General features: G+C 62.3%; 18 protein-coding genes, 1 tRNA gene, 1 pseudogene and 1 riboswitch. Of the genes and pseudogenes, 12 read left to right on the forward strand and 8 right to left on the reverse strand.

What is annotated here, in order from left to right; translation table 11 throughout:
- The first annotated feature begins 89 nt into the window (after positions 1 to 89).
- From BN1969_RS18645 to BN1969_RS12215, 8 genes are all read left to right on the forward strand, one after another.
- Positions 90 to 863 carry a SpoIIIAH-like family protein gene (locus BN1969_RS18645; protein WP_147577171.1) on the forward strand — a complete coding sequence of 258 codons (774 nt, stop codon included), beginning with the start codon at positions 90 to 92 and terminating at the stop codon, positions 861 to 863.
- A 217-nt stretch (positions 864 to 1,080) separates the two neighbouring features.
- Entirely contained in the window at positions 1,081 to 1,242 is a 162-nt protein-coding gene (locus BN1969_RS18280; protein WP_170116235.1) for a hypothetical protein, read from the forward strand.
- 222 nt (positions 1,243 to 1,464) lie between these two features.
- Positions 1,465 to 1,854 (forward strand): Asp23/Gls24 family envelope stress response protein, encoded by a 390-nt coding sequence (locus BN1969_RS12190; protein WP_050624540.1) that lies wholly within the window; start codon positions 1,465 to 1,467, stop codon positions 1,852 to 1,854.
- 132 nt (positions 1,855 to 1,986) lie between these two features.
- A riboswitch (THF riboswitch) is annotated at positions 1,987 to 2,108 on the forward strand.
- An 81-nt stretch (positions 2,109 to 2,189) separates the two neighbouring features.
- Complete coding sequence (locus tag BN1969_RS12195) at positions 2,190 to 2,813, forward strand: folate family ECF transporter S component (RefSeq protein WP_050624541.1); 624 nt, start codon at positions 2,190 to 2,192, stop codon at positions 2,811 to 2,813.
- 39 nt (positions 2,814 to 2,852) lie between these two features.
- A complete protein-coding gene (locus tag BN1969_RS12200; protein ID WP_050624542.1) occupies positions 2,853 to 5,138 on the forward strand; it encodes a DNA internalization-related competence protein ComEC/Rec2 in 2,286 nt (761 codons plus the stop codon).
- A 29-nt stretch (positions 5,139 to 5,167) separates the two neighbouring features.
- Positions 5,168 to 6,235, forward strand: coding sequence for a DNA polymerase III subunit delta (gene holA / locus BN1969_RS12205; RefSeq protein ID WP_050624543.1), 1,068 nt, complete (start codon positions 5,168 to 5,170; stop codon positions 6,233 to 6,235).
- Between the two features lie 36 nt (positions 6,236 to 6,271).
- Positions 6,272 to 6,925: a ribonuclease M5 gene (locus tag BN1969_RS12210; RefSeq protein WP_082203580.1), complete on the forward strand. Its 654-nt coding sequence runs from the start codon at positions 6,272 to 6,274 to the stop codon at positions 6,923 to 6,925.
- 56 nt (positions 6,926 to 6,981) lie between these two features.
- Positions 6,982 to 7,055 (forward strand) — tRNA-Gln (locus BN1969_RS12215).
- A 485-nt stretch (positions 7,056 to 7,540) separates the two neighbouring features.
- Here the strand turns inward: BN1969_RS12215 and BN1969_RS12220 are convergent.
- The 4 genes from BN1969_RS12220 to BN1969_RS12235 are packed head-to-tail and all read right to left on the reverse strand — an operon-like array spanning position 7,541 to position 11,455.
- On the reverse strand, positions 7,541 to 8,674 hold the full coding sequence (locus BN1969_RS12220; protein ID WP_050624544.1) for a TRAP transporter substrate-binding protein: 1,134 nt from the start codon (positions 8,672 to 8,674) through the stop codon (positions 7,541 to 7,543).
- Positions 8,675 to 8,712: 38 nt separating this feature from the next.
- Entirely contained in the window at positions 8,713 to 9,999 is a 1,287-nt protein-coding gene (locus BN1969_RS12225; RefSeq protein ID WP_050624545.1) for a TRAP transporter large permease, read from the reverse strand.
- Positions 9,996 to 10,496 (reverse strand): TRAP transporter small permease, encoded by a 501-nt coding sequence (locus BN1969_RS12230; protein ID WP_050624546.1) that lies wholly within the window; start codon positions 10,494 to 10,496, stop codon positions 9,996 to 9,998. The genes BN1969_RS12225 and BN1969_RS12230 overlap by 4 nt, the downstream gene beginning before the upstream one ends.
- A gap of 59 nt (positions 10,497 to 10,555) precedes the next feature.
- Positions 10,556 to 11,455, reverse strand: a complete 900-nt coding sequence (locus BN1969_RS12235) for an MBL fold metallo-hydrolase (protein ID WP_050624547.1) — start codon at positions 11,453 to 11,455, stop codon at positions 10,556 to 10,558.
- A gap of 132 nt (positions 11,456 to 11,587) precedes the next feature.
- On the opposite strand from BN1969_RS12235, the gene BN1969_RS12240 reads away from it, so the two are divergent.
- From BN1969_RS12240 to BN1969_RS12255, 4 genes are read left to right on the forward strand one after another with little or no spacing between them, the layout of a single operon-like run.
- Positions 11,588 to 12,514, forward strand: coding sequence for a LysR family transcriptional regulator (locus tag BN1969_RS12240; protein ID WP_050624548.1), 927 nt, complete (start codon positions 11,588 to 11,590; stop codon positions 12,512 to 12,514).
- 42 nt (positions 12,515 to 12,556) lie between these two features.
- Positions 12,557 to 13,876 (forward strand): branched-chain amino acid transport system II carrier protein, encoded by a 1,320-nt coding sequence (brnQ, locus tag BN1969_RS12245; RefSeq protein ID WP_050624549.1) that lies wholly within the window; start codon positions 12,557 to 12,559, stop codon positions 13,874 to 13,876.
- A gap of 33 nt (positions 13,877 to 13,909) precedes the next feature.
- Positions 13,910 to 14,260, forward strand: a complete 351-nt coding sequence (locus BN1969_RS12250; protein WP_050624550.1) for a DUF4186 domain-containing protein — start codon at positions 13,910 to 13,912, stop codon at positions 14,258 to 14,260.
- A gap of 36 nt (positions 14,261 to 14,296) precedes the next feature.
- Entirely contained in the window at positions 14,297 to 14,710 is a 414-nt protein-coding gene (locus BN1969_RS12255; protein WP_050624551.1) for a (deoxy)nucleoside triphosphate pyrophosphohydrolase, read from the forward strand.
- 162 nt (positions 14,711 to 14,872) lie between these two features.
- Here the strand turns inward: BN1969_RS12255 and vanT are convergent, their stop codons facing one another.
- From vanT to BN1969_RS12275, 4 genes and pseudogenes are all read right to left on the reverse strand, one after another.
- Positions 14,873 to 16,351: a serine racemase VanT catalytic subunit gene (gene vanT, locus BN1969_RS12260; protein WP_082203582.1), complete on the reverse strand. Its 1,479-nt coding sequence runs from the start codon at positions 16,349 to 16,351 to the stop codon at positions 14,873 to 14,875.
- Between the two features lie 271 nt (positions 16,352 to 16,622).
- A pseudogene (locus tag BN1969_RS18650) lies at positions 16,623 to 16,739 on the reverse strand (D-alanine--(R)-lactate ligase); the annotation flags it as partial.
- Positions 16,740 to 16,892: 153 nt separating this feature from the next.
- A complete protein-coding gene (locus BN1969_RS12270) occupies positions 16,893 to 17,438 on the reverse strand; it encodes a GNAT family N-acetyltransferase (protein WP_082203583.1) in 546 nt (181 codons plus the stop codon).
- A 34-nt stretch (positions 17,439 to 17,472) separates the two neighbouring features.
- Positions 17,473 to 18,396: D-alanine--D-alanine ligase family protein (locus tag BN1969_RS12275; RefSeq protein ID WP_050624555.1), on the reverse strand; the 924-nt coding region annotated here is incomplete at its 5' end.

Consider the following 18,396-nt stretch of genomic DNA (forward strand, 5'->3'; position numbering starts at 1 on the left):
CCGCTGGCGGAGGGAGTGCTGACGATGATGGCGGAGTTGCTGGGATGAAACAGGTTTTGACAGTGGTGGCGGTGATGCTCCTGCTGGCGATGCCCTGCAGGGCGGCGGGGGAGCCGGAGCAGGTGGAGGGGCTGGACGAGCTGTGGCAGGCGGCGGAATCCTACGGCGTGGAGCCGGACGGGGATTTGAGCGGCGGCCTGTCCGGCCTGGCGGAACAGGCCCTGGGACAGGCGGGGGAGCTGCTGCGCCGCAGCGCCCAGACCGGGCTGAAGCTGCTGGCGGTGGCGGTGTTCTGCGGTCTGGCGGAGGGGGTGTACGCCGGAAAGCGGGAGGGGGGCCTCCAGGCGGTGCAGATGGCAGGCGCCCTGGCGGTGACCGCCCTGTCGGTGAGCGACATGCAGACCATGATCGGTCTGGGGCGGCAGACCATAGAGCAGATGGACGGCTTTGCCGGGCTGCTGCTGCCGGTGGTGGCGGTGCTGACCGCAGCCACCGGAGCGGCCACCGGGGCGGCGGTGCGGCAGGGGGCCACCGTGCTGTTCTCCGACCTGCTCATCGGAGCCATCGACACCCTGCTGGTGCCCATCGTCTACGCNGATGCAGACCAGACCATGAAGGACCAGGCCAACGACACCATCCAGGCCATGGCGGACTACACCGTCACCGAGGCCCAGATCGAGAACCTGGTAGTAGCCAAGGGCTATACGGACTGCGTGGCCTTCATCGGGGACGAGAGCGTCAGCCTGGCGGTGGCCGCGCCGGAGGGCGGCATCACGGAGGCGGACACCGCCCGCATCGTGGACATCGTCACAGAGGTGGCCGGCTTCACCGCCAGCCAGATCAAGATCATTGAGGTGGAGTAGAGACGCGCGGGAAAACAGGATAAGAAAGAAGAGGGGAGCGCTGCTCCCCTCTTCTTTCTTATCTGATTTCTGCTGGGTGAGATGTCTCTATAGATCTCGCTATGTGTTGATTGAAGCAGAGAGACATGATAAAATAAGAAAAATTTGTTTTTCATCCCGCGTATTGCAGCATAATCGAAAGAATAAGAAATTTAATTTGTGAGAGAGGGTAGATCTGATGTTTTACAAATCAGTTGTCGTGGAATGTTCTACCGGTACAGAAGACCTGGCAAAGGCTATCGAAAAAAAGGCGGAAGAAATGATGAAGAAAGGTACATATAAATTGGCAGCCATGTCGACAGTCGGAACAGATCAAGCCATTCTGATATTTGAAATTTAGAGTATTGCCCATGAAATTTTCAAATTTATTGAGCAGCAGCTAACTGTGGACATATCTTCTTCCGTGATTTTGACGGTGGGAGGTCATTTATATCCAAAACCACTTCAAAAGGCAAAAGGGACTTTTTGAGGTTTCAGTTGTCAAAGCGCCTCTGCTGTGGTACAATAGTGAACAAGATCTCCGCAGACGCGGAAACTGTGACGTGAAGGAGCGTGACCATCCGTGAGTGAGAATAGAGAGTACGTCTCCCGCTCTGACGAGCTGGGCAATATCCATATTTCCGGGGAGGTCCTGGCCAGCATCGCTGCCGCCGCCGCTTTGGAGGTGGAGGGAGTCAGCGGGCTGAGTGCCAACCTGGGCAGCGACATCGCGGAGCTGCTGAGCAACAAGAAGAACCTGACCAAGGGAGTCCATATCCAGGTGGAGGACGAGCAGGTCACGGTGGAACTGGCGGTGCTGATGTCCTATGGACACACCATCCCCGAGGTGGGACGGGCCGTGCAGGACGCGGTGAAGAGCAGCGTGGAGTCCATGACCGGCCTGACGGTGGCCGCAGTCAACGTGGGCGTGGGCGGGATCACCCTGGAGAAAAAGGAGCAGCAGACCGGCTGATTTCTGCGGCCGCAGCTGAAAATGGAACAGAAGCGGGGGGCCGAGCCATCGGCCCCCCGCTTTTGCAGGATCTGTGTCCCCTCCGCTGGTTTTTCTTGCTTTTTTTCGGAAAAAGAGGTACACTAAAACAAAGGCAGAGTAGGGGCATGCGTGCTGGTCCCAAAGGGGACCGTGTAGTGCCGGCGGGACGGGGAGTTGTCCGCCGGACGAACAGCGCAGACGCGCGGCAGTGCATGATCCCGCATCCCGCTGCCGCATACCGGGGCGGGACCTCCGCTTCCTCTGTGCGGCAATCCCGAAAGGGCTGCCGGATCGCAGAAGGAGGCGTTTTCTTTATGTATCGAGACCAATGTTCCAAGACCCTGTACCGCACCCCGCTCCAGCCCGGCTGGTGGCTGGAGGGGAATCAGGCCATGAAAAGCCTGAAGCTGCTGATGTTCGCGGCACTGATGGTGGCGATGGCCCGGGCGCTGTCCCTCATCCCCGGCATCCCCATCGCCCACACCAAGATGACCTGGGGCTTTCTGGCCCGGGCGCTGTGCGCCCTGGTCTGCGGGCCGGTGATGGGACTGGTGTTCGGCTTTGTGGAGGATATCCTGGGCTTTATCCTCCAGCCCACCGGGGATTTCTTCCCTGGCTACACCCTGTCTACCATGGCAGGGGTGCTGGTCTATGCCCTGTGCTTTTACCGGGCGCGGATCACGGTGCTGCGCATCGTGCTGGCCAACCTGGTGGTGAACCTGCTGGTCAACGCCCTGATGGGCTCCCTGTGGAACCTGATGCTCCGGGGCGGGGTCTACTGGGGGTGGTTCCTGCCCAGCCTGGGCAAGAACCTGGTGACCGTCCTGCCCAAGACCCTGGTGATATATGTACTGTTCCAGGCGCTGCTGCCCATCCTCCAGCAGATGGGGGTCATCCCCAGACAGCTGGATGAGAAGGGGCGGCTCCCCCTGATCTGAGAGAACGGACAAAAGGCGGACAGAGAGGAGGAGAGGGCTGTGCGGGTGCTGGCAACGGCGGCGGGCTCCTTCTCTCTGGCCGTCTTTGCCGCCAACTGCATCCCGCTGCTGGAGGGGGCGCTGCTCCCGCTGAGCTGTGTCCTGGCGGCGCTGTGCGCCGCGGCCCTCCTGTGCCTCCGTGGGTGGGCACGAGTAAGAGGGGCCCTGATCTGCGGCGGGCTGGCCCTGGGACTGCTGTGGACGGCGGCCTATGGGGCGGTGTTTTATGCCCCGGCCCGGGCGCTGGACGACAGGACCATCCGGCTGTCCGGCACGGTGATGGAGTACCCCCAGGAGACCGACTACGGCTGGTCAGTGCTGGTCCGGGCGGACGGGGAGCCGGGGGCCCCGGTGCCCACGCTGGTCTATGCGGACGAGCAGGGGGCGGACCTGCGGCCAGGGGACCGGGTGGAGACGGTGGCCCACTGCACCCTGGCAGAGCGGACCTTCGGCGGGGAGGAGATCACCTACTACACCGCAAAGGGCATCTTTCTGCGGGCGGAGGCTTACGGCGAACTGCGGGTGACGCGGCCGGAGCGGCTCCCGCTGCGGTATCTCCCGGCGGAGCTGGCCCACCAGCTCAAACAGGGGGTGGACGCCGCCTTCCCAGAGGATGCGGCGCCCCTGATCCGGGCACTGACCACCGGGAACCGGGACAACCTCACCGACCACTACACCTCCTCCCTTCAGCGAACCGGCCTGTCCCACACGGTGGCGGTGTCCGGGATGCACCTGTCCTTCCTGGCCGCCCTGGTCTCCGGCCTGCTGGGCCGGGGAAAGCGGCGCTCCGCCCTGGTCACCTGCGGGGTGGTGCTGGTCTTTACGCTCATTTCCGGCTGCACGCCCTCAGTGGTGCGGGCGGCGGTGATGCTGATCCTGCTGCAACTGGCCGCCCTGCTGGGGCGGGAGCGGGACCCGCTGACGGCCCTCGCCCTGGCCTTGATGCTCCTGCTGGCCTGGAACCCCTTTTCCGCAGCCCATATCGGACTTCAGCTCTCCTTTGCATCGGTGGCGGGCATCCTGCTTTTTTCAGACCGGCTCCAGGAGCGGATGCTGCGGGGGTGGAAGCGGCCGCCCAAGGACTCCATCCCGCTCCGGCTGCTGGGGGCGCTGGTCCGCTTCGGGGCGGCGGCCCTGTCTGCCACCCTGGGGGCCATGGTGTTCACCACGCCGTTGACGGCCCTCTATTTCGGGAGCCTGTCCCTGATCTCCCCCCTGGCTAATCTGATGACCCTGTGGGCCGTGTCTGCGGCCTTCAGCGGCGGGCTGATCGCTGGAGCGGCGGGGGCAGTGCTGCCGGAACTGGGCAGGGTGCTGGCCCTCCCGGTGCTCCCCTTTGTCCGCTATCTGGACTGGGTGGTGCCCCGGCTGGCCCGGGCCCCCTTCTCGGCACTGAGCACCAGCTCCTTCTACTATCTGGCCTGGCTGCTGTTCGTCTATGTCCTGCTGCTCCTGGGGCTGCTGTACCGGGGGAAGAAGGGATGGAAGACCCCTGTCTGTGCCTGCCTGGCTGCGCTGTGCGCCAGCCTGCTGTTCCACGCCCGGAGCTTTCAGGCGGGGGATATGACGGCGGCGGTGCTGGATGTGGGGCAGGGGCAGAGCGTCCTGATTCGGCTGGGGGACCACTACACCCTGGTGGACTGCGGCGGGGACGGACCGAACGACCCCGGGGACACGGCAGCGGACTGCCTTCAGGGGCTGGGGCGGGACCGGCTGGATCTGCTGGTGCTCACCCACTTCCACGACGACCACGCCAACGGCGTGCCCGAGCTGCTGGAGCGGCTGTCGGTGTCCGCCATCGCCCTGCCGGACGTGGAGGAGGACAGCCCCCTGCGGCGGGAGATCCTGACGCTGGCGGAGGAGAAGGGCATCCCGCTGTGGTGGGTCCGCCGGGATACCACAGTGGAGCTGGAGAAGGGGCAGCTGACGCTGTATCCCCCTCTGGGAGCGGGAGAGGCCAACGAGCTGGGGCTGTCCGTGCTGGCCGGCGCCGGCGGACTGGACCTGCTGGTCACCGGAGATATGAGCGGGGATGTGGAGGGCATGCTGGTGGAGCACGCGGGGCTCCGGGACGTGGAGCTGCTGGTGGCGGGCCACCACGGGTCGGCCTCCTCCACCTCTCAGGCCCTGCTGAACGCCCTTCAGCCGGAGACTGCCATCCTCTCAGTGGGGCGGGACAACGCCTACGGGCACCCGGCCCCGGAGACGCTGGAACGGCTGGAGCGCGCGGGTGCGGAGATCTATCGCACCGACCGGGACGGCACCGTGACCGTGAGGACCCGGTGAGCGTACAAAGAAAAGACGGAGGGAATGCTATGCCGCCCAAACAGAAGGCCGATACGGCCGGATATCAGCAGCTGAAAAAGGATCTGGCCGGGGGAGAGCCGGGGAGGCTCTATCTTTTCCACGGGGAGGAGACCTATCTGAGGGACTACTACCTGGGGCGGCTGAAGGAGCTGCTGCTCATCGGGGGGATGGGGGAATTCAACCTCCATACCATCCCGGCGCGGGAGATGTCCCCCCGCCGCCTGGAGGAGGCGGTGGACTGCCTGCCCATGATGGCGCCCCGGACCCTGGTGCTGGTACGGGATTTTGACCTGTTCAAGGCGGGGGAGAAGGACCGGGAGGAGTATGCACGGGCCTTTGCCCAGCTCCCGGACTACTGCTGCCTGGTCTTTGTCTATGACCTGACCCCCTACAAGGGGGATGCCAGGACCAAGCTGGCGGCGGCCATCAAGCAGAACGGGACGGTGGTCAACTTCGCACGGCAGGACCAGGGGGACCTGGTGGACTGGGTGCGCCGGCGCTTCCGGGCGCTGGGCAAGGAGATCGACACCCGGCTGGCCTGCGATTTGATCTTCCTGTGCGGGGACCTGATGACAAATCTGATTGGGGAGATCGAGAAGATCGGGGCATATGCCAAGGGCGGGCGGATCACCCGGGAGGACATCGACGCGGTGGCCACCCCCCAGCTGGACGCGGTGGTGTTCCGCATGACGGACGCCATCGGCGAGGGGAACTTCGACCGGGCGGCCTCGGTGCTGGGGGAGCTGTACCAGATGCAGGAGCCGCCCATCCGCATCATGTGGTCTCTGGGCCGGCAGATGCGCCAGCTCTACTCCGCCCGGCTGGCCATCGAGAAGGGGAAGGGGGCCCCCTATGTGGCGGGGCTGTGGGGGCTGAAGCCCTACCCGGCGGACAAGCTGATGACCTCGGCCCGCCGGTTCTCCCTGAGCTGGTGCCGGCGGGCGGTGGTCCGCTGCGGCCAGACGGACCTGGCCATGAAGTCCACAGGACAGGACGCCCAGGAGCTGCTGACCGGCCTGCTGCTGGAGCTGGCGGCTCCGTCACGGCCGGCGGGGCGGCAGGGGGCCAGGGGCTGAGGACGGTCCGCAGGCGAATGAGAGGAGGAGAGGAGATTGCTTCACATCCGGGAGGCTGTTGTGGTGGAGGGCCGGTATGACAAAAACGCGCTGTCCCAGGTGGTGGATACCCTGATCCTGGAGACGGCGGGCTTCGGTATCTTCAAGGACCGGGACCAGATGGCCCTGCTGCGCCGGGCCGCCGAGCGCCGGGGGCTGATCGTGCTTACCGACTCCGACGGGGCGGGCTTTGTGATCCGAAGCCGGATCAAGAGCTGTATCCCGGGGCAGTATCTGAAGCATGCCTATATCCCGGACGTGTACGGCAAGGAGCGGCGGAAGAAGCAGAGGGGCCGGGAGGGCAAACTGGGAGTGGAGGGGATGCCGCCCCAGGTGCTGATCCAGTCCCTCCGACGGGCGGGGGCCACCTTCCTGGAGGAGGGAGGGACGTGCGCCCCGTCGCCGGGGCTCACCAAGGCGGACCTGTACGCGGCGGGGCTGTCAGGCCGCCCCGACAGCGGCGCCCGGCGCCTGGCCCTGCTGCGCCGGCTGGAGCTGCCGGAGCACCTCACCGCCAACGGCCTTCTGGCGGTGCTGAATGCCTGCTACGGGGCCGGGGAGGCGGAGGAGATTCTGTTTTCCGAGGCCCCCGCGGCGGCCGGTCGGCAGACGGAAGAAAAGAAAGAAAAAATTTTTCCAAAAACCCCTTGACAATTCCGCACAATTTGCTATAATAACGTTCGTGCTCGCGAGAGCTACAAAGAAATAGCGGGATTGTGTAAGGGTAGCACGACAGACTCTGACTCTGTTTGTGAGGGTTCGAATCCTTCTCCCGCTGCCAAAACAAAATGCGACTTGTTTCAACAAGTCGCATTTTGTTTTGGGGTTTGCTTCCGTTGACCGGGCCCTCCTTCGGTATTTTTGATGCGTGAGGGTAGCGAAGCCGTCCCTGCGCATTCTCCGCCGCTGACGCAGTTCCGGATTTACGGCGCAAAAGCGCCGCCGGCCAGATAGCCGGTCGGGAATTGATCAGGTAAACTGTAAACAGCCCAGGGGTTTTGAATCCTCGTATCCTGCCAAAAAGAAAGGCATCTGCTTTTGCAGATGCCTTTCTTTTTGGAGCCTGCCGCCCAGCTCCGTGCAAGAGCCGCCATGAGGGTGATTTTGGGCTTGAGCTGAGACAGAGGGGGTATGTTTTTTATCCGGACACCTTTGACGGAGCCGTTCAGCCGGGAGGGGCGGCCTCCCGCAATGGAGAAGCCGCCCCTCCTGACTTGAGAAGAGATAGAGAAGTCAAACATGAAATTTTATGAAAAGCAGGGCAGGTCAGGCGGATTCGCCGCCGTCAAGAAGCTGGTACAGTGTGTCATAAAGAGCGTCGTTGCCCACGGCCGCCTTTGCGCTCTCTACTGCGGGAGCGGCTGCGGTCTGCATATCGGTTAAAAACTCATCGGTGATCTCACAGACCTGCATCCCATGTTCCTGGACCAGACTGTCATAATAATATTGCTCCATTGCAATGCATACGTCATAGTCATAAGCGCTCATATCCTCGCAGATCGCAGTCAGGAGATCCTGATAGGACTGGGGCATGGAATAGAACTTATCTTTGTTCATGGTCAGATCCATGCTGGGAGTCATATGGTGTGTAGGGACAAGGTACTCCTGCACCTCATACAGGGCGCTGCTCAGGGCGTTGGAGAGGTTGTTGTCCTGCGCATCGACTGTTCCGTTTTGAAGAGCCATGTAGAGTTCATTGAAAGCCATGGGAGTCGGGTTGGCGCCCAATGCATTCCAGACCGCCATCCGGCTCTCCACCTGAGCGGTGCGGATCTTCAGCCCCTTCAGGTCCTCCATGCTGGTGACGGGTTTGTTGGAGGTAAGATTCATGCTGTCGGTGCCGGCGCGGAGCATCAGGCACACCAGTCCGCCGTCTTCGTTTGCCTGATTGTACAGGTCGCGGAATTTGCTGTCTGTAAGGACGCTCTCAATTTTTTCAATGTCGTATCCCGAGAAAAGAAATGGAATGTCAAAAATAACAGTTTCAGGAACGAAAGTGGCGTGAGTAGATCCACTCTGAAGCACCATATCCATGTCTCCGGCTACACAGGAGGCGATCATTTCAGAGTCGCTGCCCAGCTGGGAATTGGGATATATGGTGATCGTGATTTTTCCATCACTATACTTTTCCACTGCGTCTTTCAGGGCCAGAAGCATTTTATGGCTCTCTGTGGATTCCTGCATCGCATGGCCGATGGACAGTGAATAGGCAGGACCATCCTCGGGGAGCTTTGGATAATCTCCAGACAGATAAGAGGCGGCATCGAATTGGGCGGCGGGGGATTCCACCGCAGAGGAGGAAGCAGGAGCATTGGAACTGGTGGAAGTCCCGGTGCCGCCGCAGGAGGCCAGACCGAGAGTCAAGGTACACGCCAGGGCAAGAGAGAGTAGCTTTTTCATCGTGATCGCTCCTTTTTAATATTTGACATATATGGTTTTTACAAAAGACACAGACTGATTTGGGGAATAAAAGTGATGAACATCAGGGCAATCAGGAATGTAATGATGAACGGGACCGCTTTCCGGCCCAAGCGCATGGGCGGTGTGTCACACAAGGGGCTGGCGACAAACAGGGTAACGCCAAACGGAGGGGTCACAAATCCAACTGCCATATTGACGACCATGATGATACCGAGGTGGATCACATCGATGTTAAGTTCTGTGGCCAGCGGGATCAGCATGGGGGCTAGGATCAGCAGGGCGGGACCGGTGTCCATGACCATGCCGATCAAAAGCAGAGCTACATTGATGATGAGCAGGATCTCGACCTTTGAATGGAAATTGCTCGTGATAAACTGTGCCAGAATGGTGGGGATCTGCAGGATCGTCAGGACCCGTCCAAACGCAGTGGCCACAGCCATCATCAGCGCAAGGGGGGCCAGAGCACGGCAGGATTCTCCCACGAGCCAAAAGATTTTTCGTACCTCTACGGTCTTATAAATAAATACAGACACGATCAATGCATAGATCACGGACACACAGGCGACCTCAGTAGTGGTGACTACGCCGGAGTAGATCCCGCCCAGCAAAATGACCGGGGTCAGCAGTGCCCAGAAGCTGTCCTTCAACAGGGGGAGAAACCCCATCTCACGGAGCTGAACCAGTTTGGCATCGATCCGATTTCGATCCTCACCTTTTCGGATACAGTAGAATACCGCATAGGCCATCAGGCAGACGGCGATCAGAATTCCGGGGACAATGCCGGCGATGAACAGCTTGCCGATGGAGGCTCCAGTGGCCATTCCATACATAATAAAGGGAATACTGGGCGGGATGATGACACCCAGACCGGCGGCGGTAGCTACCACCGCACCGGAAAACTCTTTATCGTATCCCAGAGAGAGAAGGACTGGAATGGTCATGGCACCTACTGCGGCGCAGGTTGCGGTGCCGGAACCGGAGATCGCACCATAGAACAGGCAGGTAGCGATGACGGCACAGGGGATCCCACCGGGAACATGTCCCAGCAAATAGGCAAAGACATTGAAGATTTTTTCCGAAATGCCGCCCTTTGCCATGATGATGCCGGAGAGGATGAACAGGGGAGCGGCCAGGATGCTGGTACTGTCACCTCCACCAATGATGCTTCGGAGCACGAACTGTATGTTGCCGGCAAAATCAGGGTCAATGAGTCCGGGGGCCACAGTGGCACCGATGAGGGTCAAAACCAGAGGGAATCCCATCAGGATGCCTACAACAAAAACAACGACAACAGCTAAGATCATGCCATACCCTCCTCAGCAGGGGATTTTTTCAGTCCCAGAATAAACAGTACCAGCCGCTGGATATAGCGGACCGTGCCAAGACCGTAGCCGACTACGCTGGCGGCATAGACATACTGCATGGGGAGCTTCAGCGCAACACTGGCTTCCCCGGTCTCCATAACACCTGCCACGGTGCCGAAAGAGTGGTAAAACAGGAAACCGGCCACCATGATGCAGAGGATCAGATTGATGATTTCAATGATATTTCTGCATCCTTGGGGAAGCATGCCGATCAAAGCGTCTACCCGCAAGTCAGAACCAAGGCGTGCGCTGTATGAAAATGCGACAAACATCATCCAAATGAAACAGTAGCGGCAGAACTCTTCTGACCAGCTCAGGGAATCGTTGAAAATATATCTGCGAATGATTTGAAAAAGCATGATGACCACAATGCTGCTCAGCAGGAGCACCATGATAAACTCTTCCAGGTGCTTGTCCAAGAATTTTAGTGTCTTCATCTGCGTACCGGTCCCCCTATCGTTTGATTTCGGCATCCCACAAAATGGACTATTGTTGCTCAAAGGATCTTGTAATAATCATTTATCTGTGATTTTGCATACATAGCTTCCACCTGCTCGGGAGTCATGGCAAGAAACGTCTGGTAGCGGGTCCGAAGCTCGTTGAGAAAGCGGTGCCACTCTCCCGGGTCCAGAAACGCGTCCTTGTCTCCCTGGCACAGCCTGGCGTATTTCTGGTAGGTGTCGTTGTGGAAAGGGTGGTTGCCCAGCATCAGATCCACAGGCTCGTCCCACACTTTATCGATGGAAGTGAGAAAATCCTGCTGGAGAGAGAGGGGCATCCCATTGCGCCGCAGTGCCGCCTCGGAGACGCTGACAAAGCCAGCCCCGCCGTAGATCCCCACGCGGATGGTGTCCTGGCCGTCCTGAAGCGTCCAGAAGTGGGACATCACTCCGATGGTGTGGCCCGGCGTGAGGACACAGCGGATCGTGGTGTTGCCCAGCTGGATCAGGTCCCCATCCTGGAGCTCCACATCCGGCACAAAGCTCTCATTGTAATATCCCAGCTCCCGGTTCATGGCCTCCATGCGCTCCGGATGCTCCCGCATGTCTTTTGCGTCTACCGCACTGAGGAAGGTTTTTGCCCCAGACAGATGGACCAGGGCGTTGACGCAGGCGTAGTGATCCGTATGGGCGTGGGACACGATGATATATTTCAGGTCCTCGGGATTGAAGCCCAGCTTCCAGATGTTGTGGATCAGGCCGGGCATGCTGCCGGCGCATGGAGTATCCAGCAGGATCAGTCCCTCCCCGGTATCGATCAGGTGGGAGGAGCACCAGAGATTTCCCACAAAGTACAGATTGCCCCGGATCTGAAAGGGCGCGCGATTCATCAGATATGGCCGATGCATATATTCCTGTGTAGGCGACATATTGCCGAAACGGTTAAAATGTTCCAAAGGACGACCTCCTTTATTTTGAGATTTGGCCACATCTCATTGTCAGTTCTTATAATAAAAGTGGTTGACCAACTTGTCAATTTAGTCTAAAATATAGTACTATATTAAAAACGGAATAATGGAGGGTGCGGAGTGGACATTCGGAACATCGAGTATTTTCTGCATCTGGCCAAATACGAGCATGTCTCCGCCACGGCGGATCTGCTCCATATCTCCCAGCCGTCTCTGAGCAAGCACATCACCTCTCTGGAGCGGGAGATTGGCGTCAAGCTGTTTGACCGGATCGGCAACCGCATTGTGCTGAACAAGACCGGGGAGCAGTTTGCCCAATATGCAAAGCAGGCGGTGGAGCTGCTCAATGCGGGGGTCAATTCTGCTAAACGGGGGATCTATGACACCAAGGGGGGCATTCAGATCGCTTATACTTCCTATGCCCCCATTATCGCGGACTGTATCGCCCAGTACACCCAGATCAATCCCCTGATCACGTTCCAGATCATCGCGTTTGAGGCCACAAAAATGGTGGATTCGGATCAACTGGACTTTCTTCTGTCCTCTTCTGCGGGAGATACGCTCCACGACCAGAACAAGACTTTTTGGGTCTCTCGTCCCCTCTTTCAGGAGCGTTATGCACTGATCTATGGGAACAGATTGGCCAACGCGCTGGGAGCCGGTCCGGCGGATCTCTCCCTGCTCAAAGACGAGTATTTTGTCACCATGGCCCAGAATGACCGGAAGGATGTTTTGTTCAGCGACATCACCTTTCCCTTGTGTATGAACGCGGGATATTTTCCAAAAGTGTACTGCAAGACAGATGAGTTCCTGGTCAAAGTCAAGCTGGTCCAATCTGATCTCGCTGTGGCGGTGCTCCCAGAGTCCTGCCTGAAGGACGCCCTTGCCATTGCGCCCGGCCTCCAGTATTCGGTGCTGGAAGACGAGATGGCAAAACGAACCATCCATATCATGCGTCATAAAAAAAGCCTCATGACAGAGGCGGCGTTGGATTTTTGGGAGTTTATCCTGGACTTTTACGGCCTGCCGCAGGATGACTTGGACTAAACAGAGGTGCAGGAAGGATACAAGAGAAAGGATGTAGTTGAGATGCAGACACTCAGACGCAGAGACCAGCTTTTGGTGGGGTTTACGCTGTTTTCCATGTTTTTTGGGGCGGGCAATCTGATCTTTCCTCCTCAGCTGGGGGCACAGGCCGGCGTGGACACCTGGCCGGCCATGGCAGGACTGGCGGTGAGTGCTGTGGGACTTCCCATTCTGGGTGTGATCGCAGTGGTGCGGTCGGGAAGCCTGACACGGCTGGCGGGCAGGGTCCATCCCGTCTTTGCCACGGTGTTTACCATTTTGATCTACCTCTCCATAGGCCCCTGCCTTGCTATCCCCAGGACGGCCAGCACCTCCTTTGAGATGGCCGTGCCCCCCTTCCTGCCGGAGGGAACGCCGCTGATCTGGTTCCGGCTGGGCTACTCCGCCCTGTTTTTCGGAGCGGCCTTTTTGGTGGCCCTCCGGCCGGAAAAGCTGACCAGCCGCCTGGGGAGGCTGCTGTGCCCGCTGCTGCTGGCGCTGGTGGCTGTGATGTTCCTGGGATGCCTGATCCACCCTGTGGGGGGCTATGGTCCCGCGCTGCCCCCCTATGACAGCGCGGCTCCGGTGGAGGGCTTCCTCACCGGCTATCAGACGATGGACACCATTGCGGCCCTGAACTTCGGCATCGTGATCGTAATGAATATCCGGGCGCTGGGGGTGACGGAGGAGAAGGCCGTTCTCCGCAGCACCGTCCGGGCAGGCGGAGTGGCGGCGGTGCTGTTCCTGTCAGTCTACTCCATGCTGGCCCATATCGGGGCGCTGTCCGGCGGTGCCTTTCCCGGGACCACCAACGGGGCCGCTACCATGACCAATCTGGTGGGAGCCATCTTCGGCCCCTGGGGCAGAGCGATCCTGGCAGCTGTCTTTGTCATCGCCTGCTTCAACACCTGCGTGGGCCTGCTCAGCTCGTGCAGCACCTACTTCCACACCCTGCTCCCCAGGTTCCCCGCGTCTGCCTGGGCGGCTTTTTTCGCCCTGCTCAGCATGGTGATCGCCAACGCAGGACTGGACCAGATCCTGGAGTTCTCCGTCCCGGTGCTGAATATTCTGTATCCGCCGGCTATTGTGCTGATCCTGCTCTCCTTTCTGCCGGAGCGGCTGCAGCGGCTGCGGGCCATCTATCCGGCGGGCATCCTGTTTACTGGAGCGGCTAGCATCCTGTACACGGTACAGGGACTGGGGGCAGCTGTTCCAGTCCTGGACGGGGTGCTTTCCGCCGTCCCCCTGGCGGAGGTGGGCCTGGGATGGGTCCTGCCTGCCCTGGCCGGCGTCCTGCTGGGAGCTGTCCTCTCCCTCCAAAGGGAAAGCAAGGAAGTCCGATGAGCCGGGGGAGGACACAGAGAGGAGGAATGAGGGGTGCAGACCATCGACGAGGCACTGGAGAAGCTTCAGGCGTCCCCCTTCCGGGCGAAATTCCGGCTCTCAGAGCGGGAGCGGGCCTATATAGGGGAGAAGGGGCTGGACACCATTCGGGAGCACGCCCGGGGGTTCATTGAGACCCGGCTGGCTCCGGCGGAGCTGCCCAACGACGGGCGGCAGACCCCCATGCGGGGACACCCGGTGTTCCTCGCCCAGCACGCCTGTGCCTGCTGCTGCCGCAAGTGCCTGTACAAGTGGTATAAGATCCCGCCGGGCATCCAGCTGAACCGGCGGCAGCAGGAGAAGATCGTGAATCTGCTGATGGCCTGGATCCAGCGGCAGCTGTGACCGGGCTGCGGAGGAGACAGAGAGGAGCGCACAGCGATGACAGAAGTAGTGGCGGCCCTGATCTGGGAGGGGGAGACCTTCCTCATCTGCCAGCGCCCGGCCCACAAGGCCCGGGGGCTGCTTTGGGAGTTCGTGGGCGGAAAGGTGGAGCCGGGGGAGACCCGGGAGGAGGCCCTGGTCCGGGAGTGCCGGGAGGAGCTGGACATCCGGGTGGCGGTGGGGGAGCCCTTCATGGAGGTCATCCACGCCTATCCCGACCTTACCGTCCACTTGACCCTGTTTCATGCCTCCATCGCGGAGGGAACGCCCCGAAAGCTGGAGCATCAGGACATCCGGTGGATCCGGGCGGCAGAGATCCCGCAGTATAGATTCTGCCCCGCGGACGAGGCCATCCTGGAGCGGCTGAGGGAAGTGGCCGGATGCGGCGGTCCCACACAGGTTGGAAGATAAGACAAGGCCAGCGCCATTCAGGCGCTGGCCTTGATGCGTCGGGAGTACGGCTCCGCCATATGACAGACGGGGTCCTCACAGGGGATCAGAACTACAGAAGGGCAGGGGGACAGGACCCATGCCCTTCTCATCTTATCCTGTCTTGGTTCCGGTCGGGGTCGGTCATCCCCGCGTCTCTGCGCTCCGCCCACTACTCTGGGAAGAACGAGGGACCTTTTGCAGCTCCAGCCGCCTGCCCAGCCGGGAGAGAAGCTCATTGGTGATGGTGCCGCACCGGGCGGCCAGCTCCTCGGCCCGGAGCTCCTGCGCTCCGTCCCGGCCGATGAGGGTGACCACATCCCCGGCCTGGACATCGGGCAGGGCGGTGACATCCACCAGCAGCTGGTCCATGCACATCCGTCCCGCCATGGGACAGAAAGCGCCGCGGATCAGCACACGCCCGCCCTGCTGGGGCAGCTGGCGGGGCAGGCCGTCGGCGTAGCCGATGGTGACCACTGCAAGCCGGGTCTCCTGGCGGGCCTGGAAGGCCAACCCATACCCGGCCCGCTCCCCGAGGCGCAGGGTGCGCACCGAGGCCACCCGGGCCCGGAGGGAGAGGACCGGCTTCAGGTCCAGGCGGCGCTGGACCGGGGAGAGGGAGCTGTACACACCGTACAGGGCGATGCCGGCCCGGGCCCAGGCGCATGGCTGGGGCGGCAGATTGAGGACCCCGTAGCTGGCCTGGATGTGGACGCGGCCCGGAGAGAGGTTTTGGGTGTGCATCCAGTCCAGCGTGTCATAGAACAGGGTGAGCTGTTCCAGAGTCGCGTCCATGTCCTCTTTTTTCAGGCTGTCGGAGACGCACAGATGGGAGAACACCCCGTCGATGCGCAGATTTTTCAGACGGTACATCCGGGCGATGGCGGAGCAGTCCCCGGCGGGCAGCCCCAGCCGGTGCATGCCGGTATCCAGGGCCAGGTGGACCCGGACGAGGCCTCCCTGGGCGGCAAGCGCCCGGCCGTGAGCCTCGTCGGCCACCGTCTGGGTGAGATGCCAGCGGCGGAGGAGGGGGACCTCACGGGGCGGGGTGTAGCCCAGAATGAGGATGGTGCCCAGCACCCCGGCCTTCCGAAGGGCGATGCCCTCAGCCAGACAGGCCACCCCGAAGGCCCGCACCCCGTCCCGCCGCAGGCAGCGGGCCACCGGCACCGCCCCGTGGCCGTAGCCGTCCGCTTTGACCACCGCCATCAGCGTGCAGCCGGGGGACAGGGCGGAGCGGAGGGTGCGGGCGTTGTGCCGCAGGGCGTCCAGGTCCAGCTCCTTCCAGGCACGGCCGCAGGGGGCGGGGCGGAGGGGGCGCAGGGCGTCCAGCACCAGGGCGGCGCACAGGGTGAGCGCCGCCACGGCGCAGAAGTGGGCCAGGCTGTTCTGGATGAGCAGGGCCTCCAGCCCTGTCAGCTTTGCAGCGCCCCGCACCAGCACGATGCTCCAGGGGTGGAGGAGGTAGATCAGCAGGGACAGCCTGCGGGCGGTGCGGTCCTGCCCCCGGCCGCCATTTAGCAGCAGGGAGAACAGGAAGAGCATGGTCAGGGGGAGGAAAAGATACATGCTGTCGTGGCGGGGCCAGCCTTGAGCGCGGAGCCAGAACGCCTCCAGGGACATACCGGCCAGGGAGAGAAGGGTGCCCAGGGCGGAGATCCCCCGGCCCAGCCGGACTCCCGCCGCCCCCAGAAGCAGGAAAAGGGGGGCCAGGAACAGCCCGTTCCGGGTATAGGAGCACAGGCGGAACAGCCCGCCATAGAGGGCGTCCAGGGCGGGTAGCTGGGCGGTCAGGCCGTAGTAGCTGTCCCCGCCCAGGCCGATCAGGTAGAGGAGCAGGGCAGCCGCCAGGGCGGCGGGCAGCCCCAGCCGGGCCAGGCCNCCGGGTGATGCCCACAGGGATGGGCTGATACAGGCTCCGGTCTATATGGGTGAGCACCCCATAGGCGGAGGCCAGAGAGACGCTGTACTCGGGGGAACACCCGCCGAACAGCACCAGGATCTGTTTCATGTTCTGTCAACTCCTTCTGTGTGGGGGAGGGGACAGACCAGAAAAAAGCGCGTCCCCCTCCGATGACCCTATGGTATCAGAGGGGGGCGCACCTTGCTTGGAGTCTTTCCTGCGAAAGTCTGATAAGATCCGTAAGAAAATCTTGCGATTTTCTTACGGACCGGTCTGGTCCAGAAGATAGGCGGGGTAGGGGCGGTCCAGGCGGTAGCCCAGCTTCTCCGCCAGGGCGGCGGAGCGCCGGTCGTGGGCGTCCCAGGAGGGGAGGAGCCCCTGGTCCAGGCAGGTCAGGATCAGCCGGGCGCCGCAGGACAGGGCCAGCCCCCGGCGGCGCAGGTCCGGCCGGGTGTCGATCTGGATCTCGATGCCGCCGTCCCAGACGGCGTAGGAGGAGGCGCCGGCCGCGGGGACCCCGTCCCGAAGAGCGATGACCCCCAGCCCACGCCGGGCGAAGTCGGGACCGTCCCGGAAATTGCCGCACAGGTCCCGGGACCAGTCCTGGGCCGTCAGCAGGGGATAGTGCCCGGCCAGAATGGGGGAGAGGGAGAAGCCTGGGGGCAGGGCGGCGGCGAAGGCGGCCAGCCGGTCCCGGTCAAAGTCCTCCGGGGCCCCACAGAGGGCATAGCGGAGGAAGGGGACGGCACGGCGGCCCCACACCGCCCGGATCACGGGGGCCCAGTCCCCGGTCCGGGGGACCAGCAGGGGCCGGNCTGCTCCCGGCGGAGCCGCAGGAGCCTCATGCTCCCACCCCCAGCCGGATCATGCGGCTGACCAGGGAGGTGAAGTCCAGGCCGGCGCCCTGCATCATAGTGGGATAGCGGCTGTGGGGGGTGAAGCCGGGGATGGTGTTGACCTCGTTGAACAGCAGCGCCCCCTCCGGGGTGAGGAACAGGTCCACCCGGGCAAAGCCCCGGCAGTCCAGGGCGCGGAAGATGGTCCGGGCGGCCTCCTGCACCCGGGCGGCCGCCTCCGGAGGGATGCGGGCAGGGCAGTGGATGGCGGAGGTCTTGAGGGTGTACTTCTCCTCAAAGTCGAAAAAACCGCCGGACAGCTGGATCTCGTCCACCAGGCCCACTGTCAGTTCTTCGCTGCCCAGTACGGCGCAGCCCACCTCAAAGCCGGAGACCGCCTCCTCCAGCAGGACACGGCGGTCATAGGCCAGCGCGGCCCTCACCGCCCCATCCAACTGCTCCGGCCCCTCCACCCGGCTCACGCCGAAGGAGGAGCCCGCCCGGACCGGCTTGACAAAGAGGGGGAAGCCCACCGCCTCCGCCCCCCGGCGCAGTTCCGCGGGAGAGAAGCCGGGCTCCAGCACGATCCCTCTGGGGCTGGGGACCCCGGCCAGGGCGGCCAGCTTGTGGGAGCGGTCCTTGTCCATGCACAGGGCGCTGGACAGGGTGCCGCAGCCGATGAGGGGGACCCCGGCCAGCTCAAAGAGCCCCTGAAGGGTGCCGTCCTCTCCGTTGCTGCCGTGGATCAGGGGGAAGGCCCCCTCAAAGGCCAGGGTCCGGCCGGAGCCGTCCAGCAGGAGCAGGGCGGCCCCGCCCCGGTCCAGCCGCAGGGTGCAGGGGAGGCAGGCGGGCTCCTCCTGCCAGCGGTCCTCCGGGATGGCCTCCAGCGCCCCGCCGCACCAGCGCCCGGCCCCCTCCCCGGTGAGGCC

Origin of the sequence: Clostridium phoceensis, assembly GCF_001244495.1 — a bacterium.
Taxonomy (GTDB): domain Bacteria; phylum Bacillota; class Clostridia; order Oscillospirales; family Oscillospiraceae; genus Lawsonibacter; species Lawsonibacter asaccharolyticus.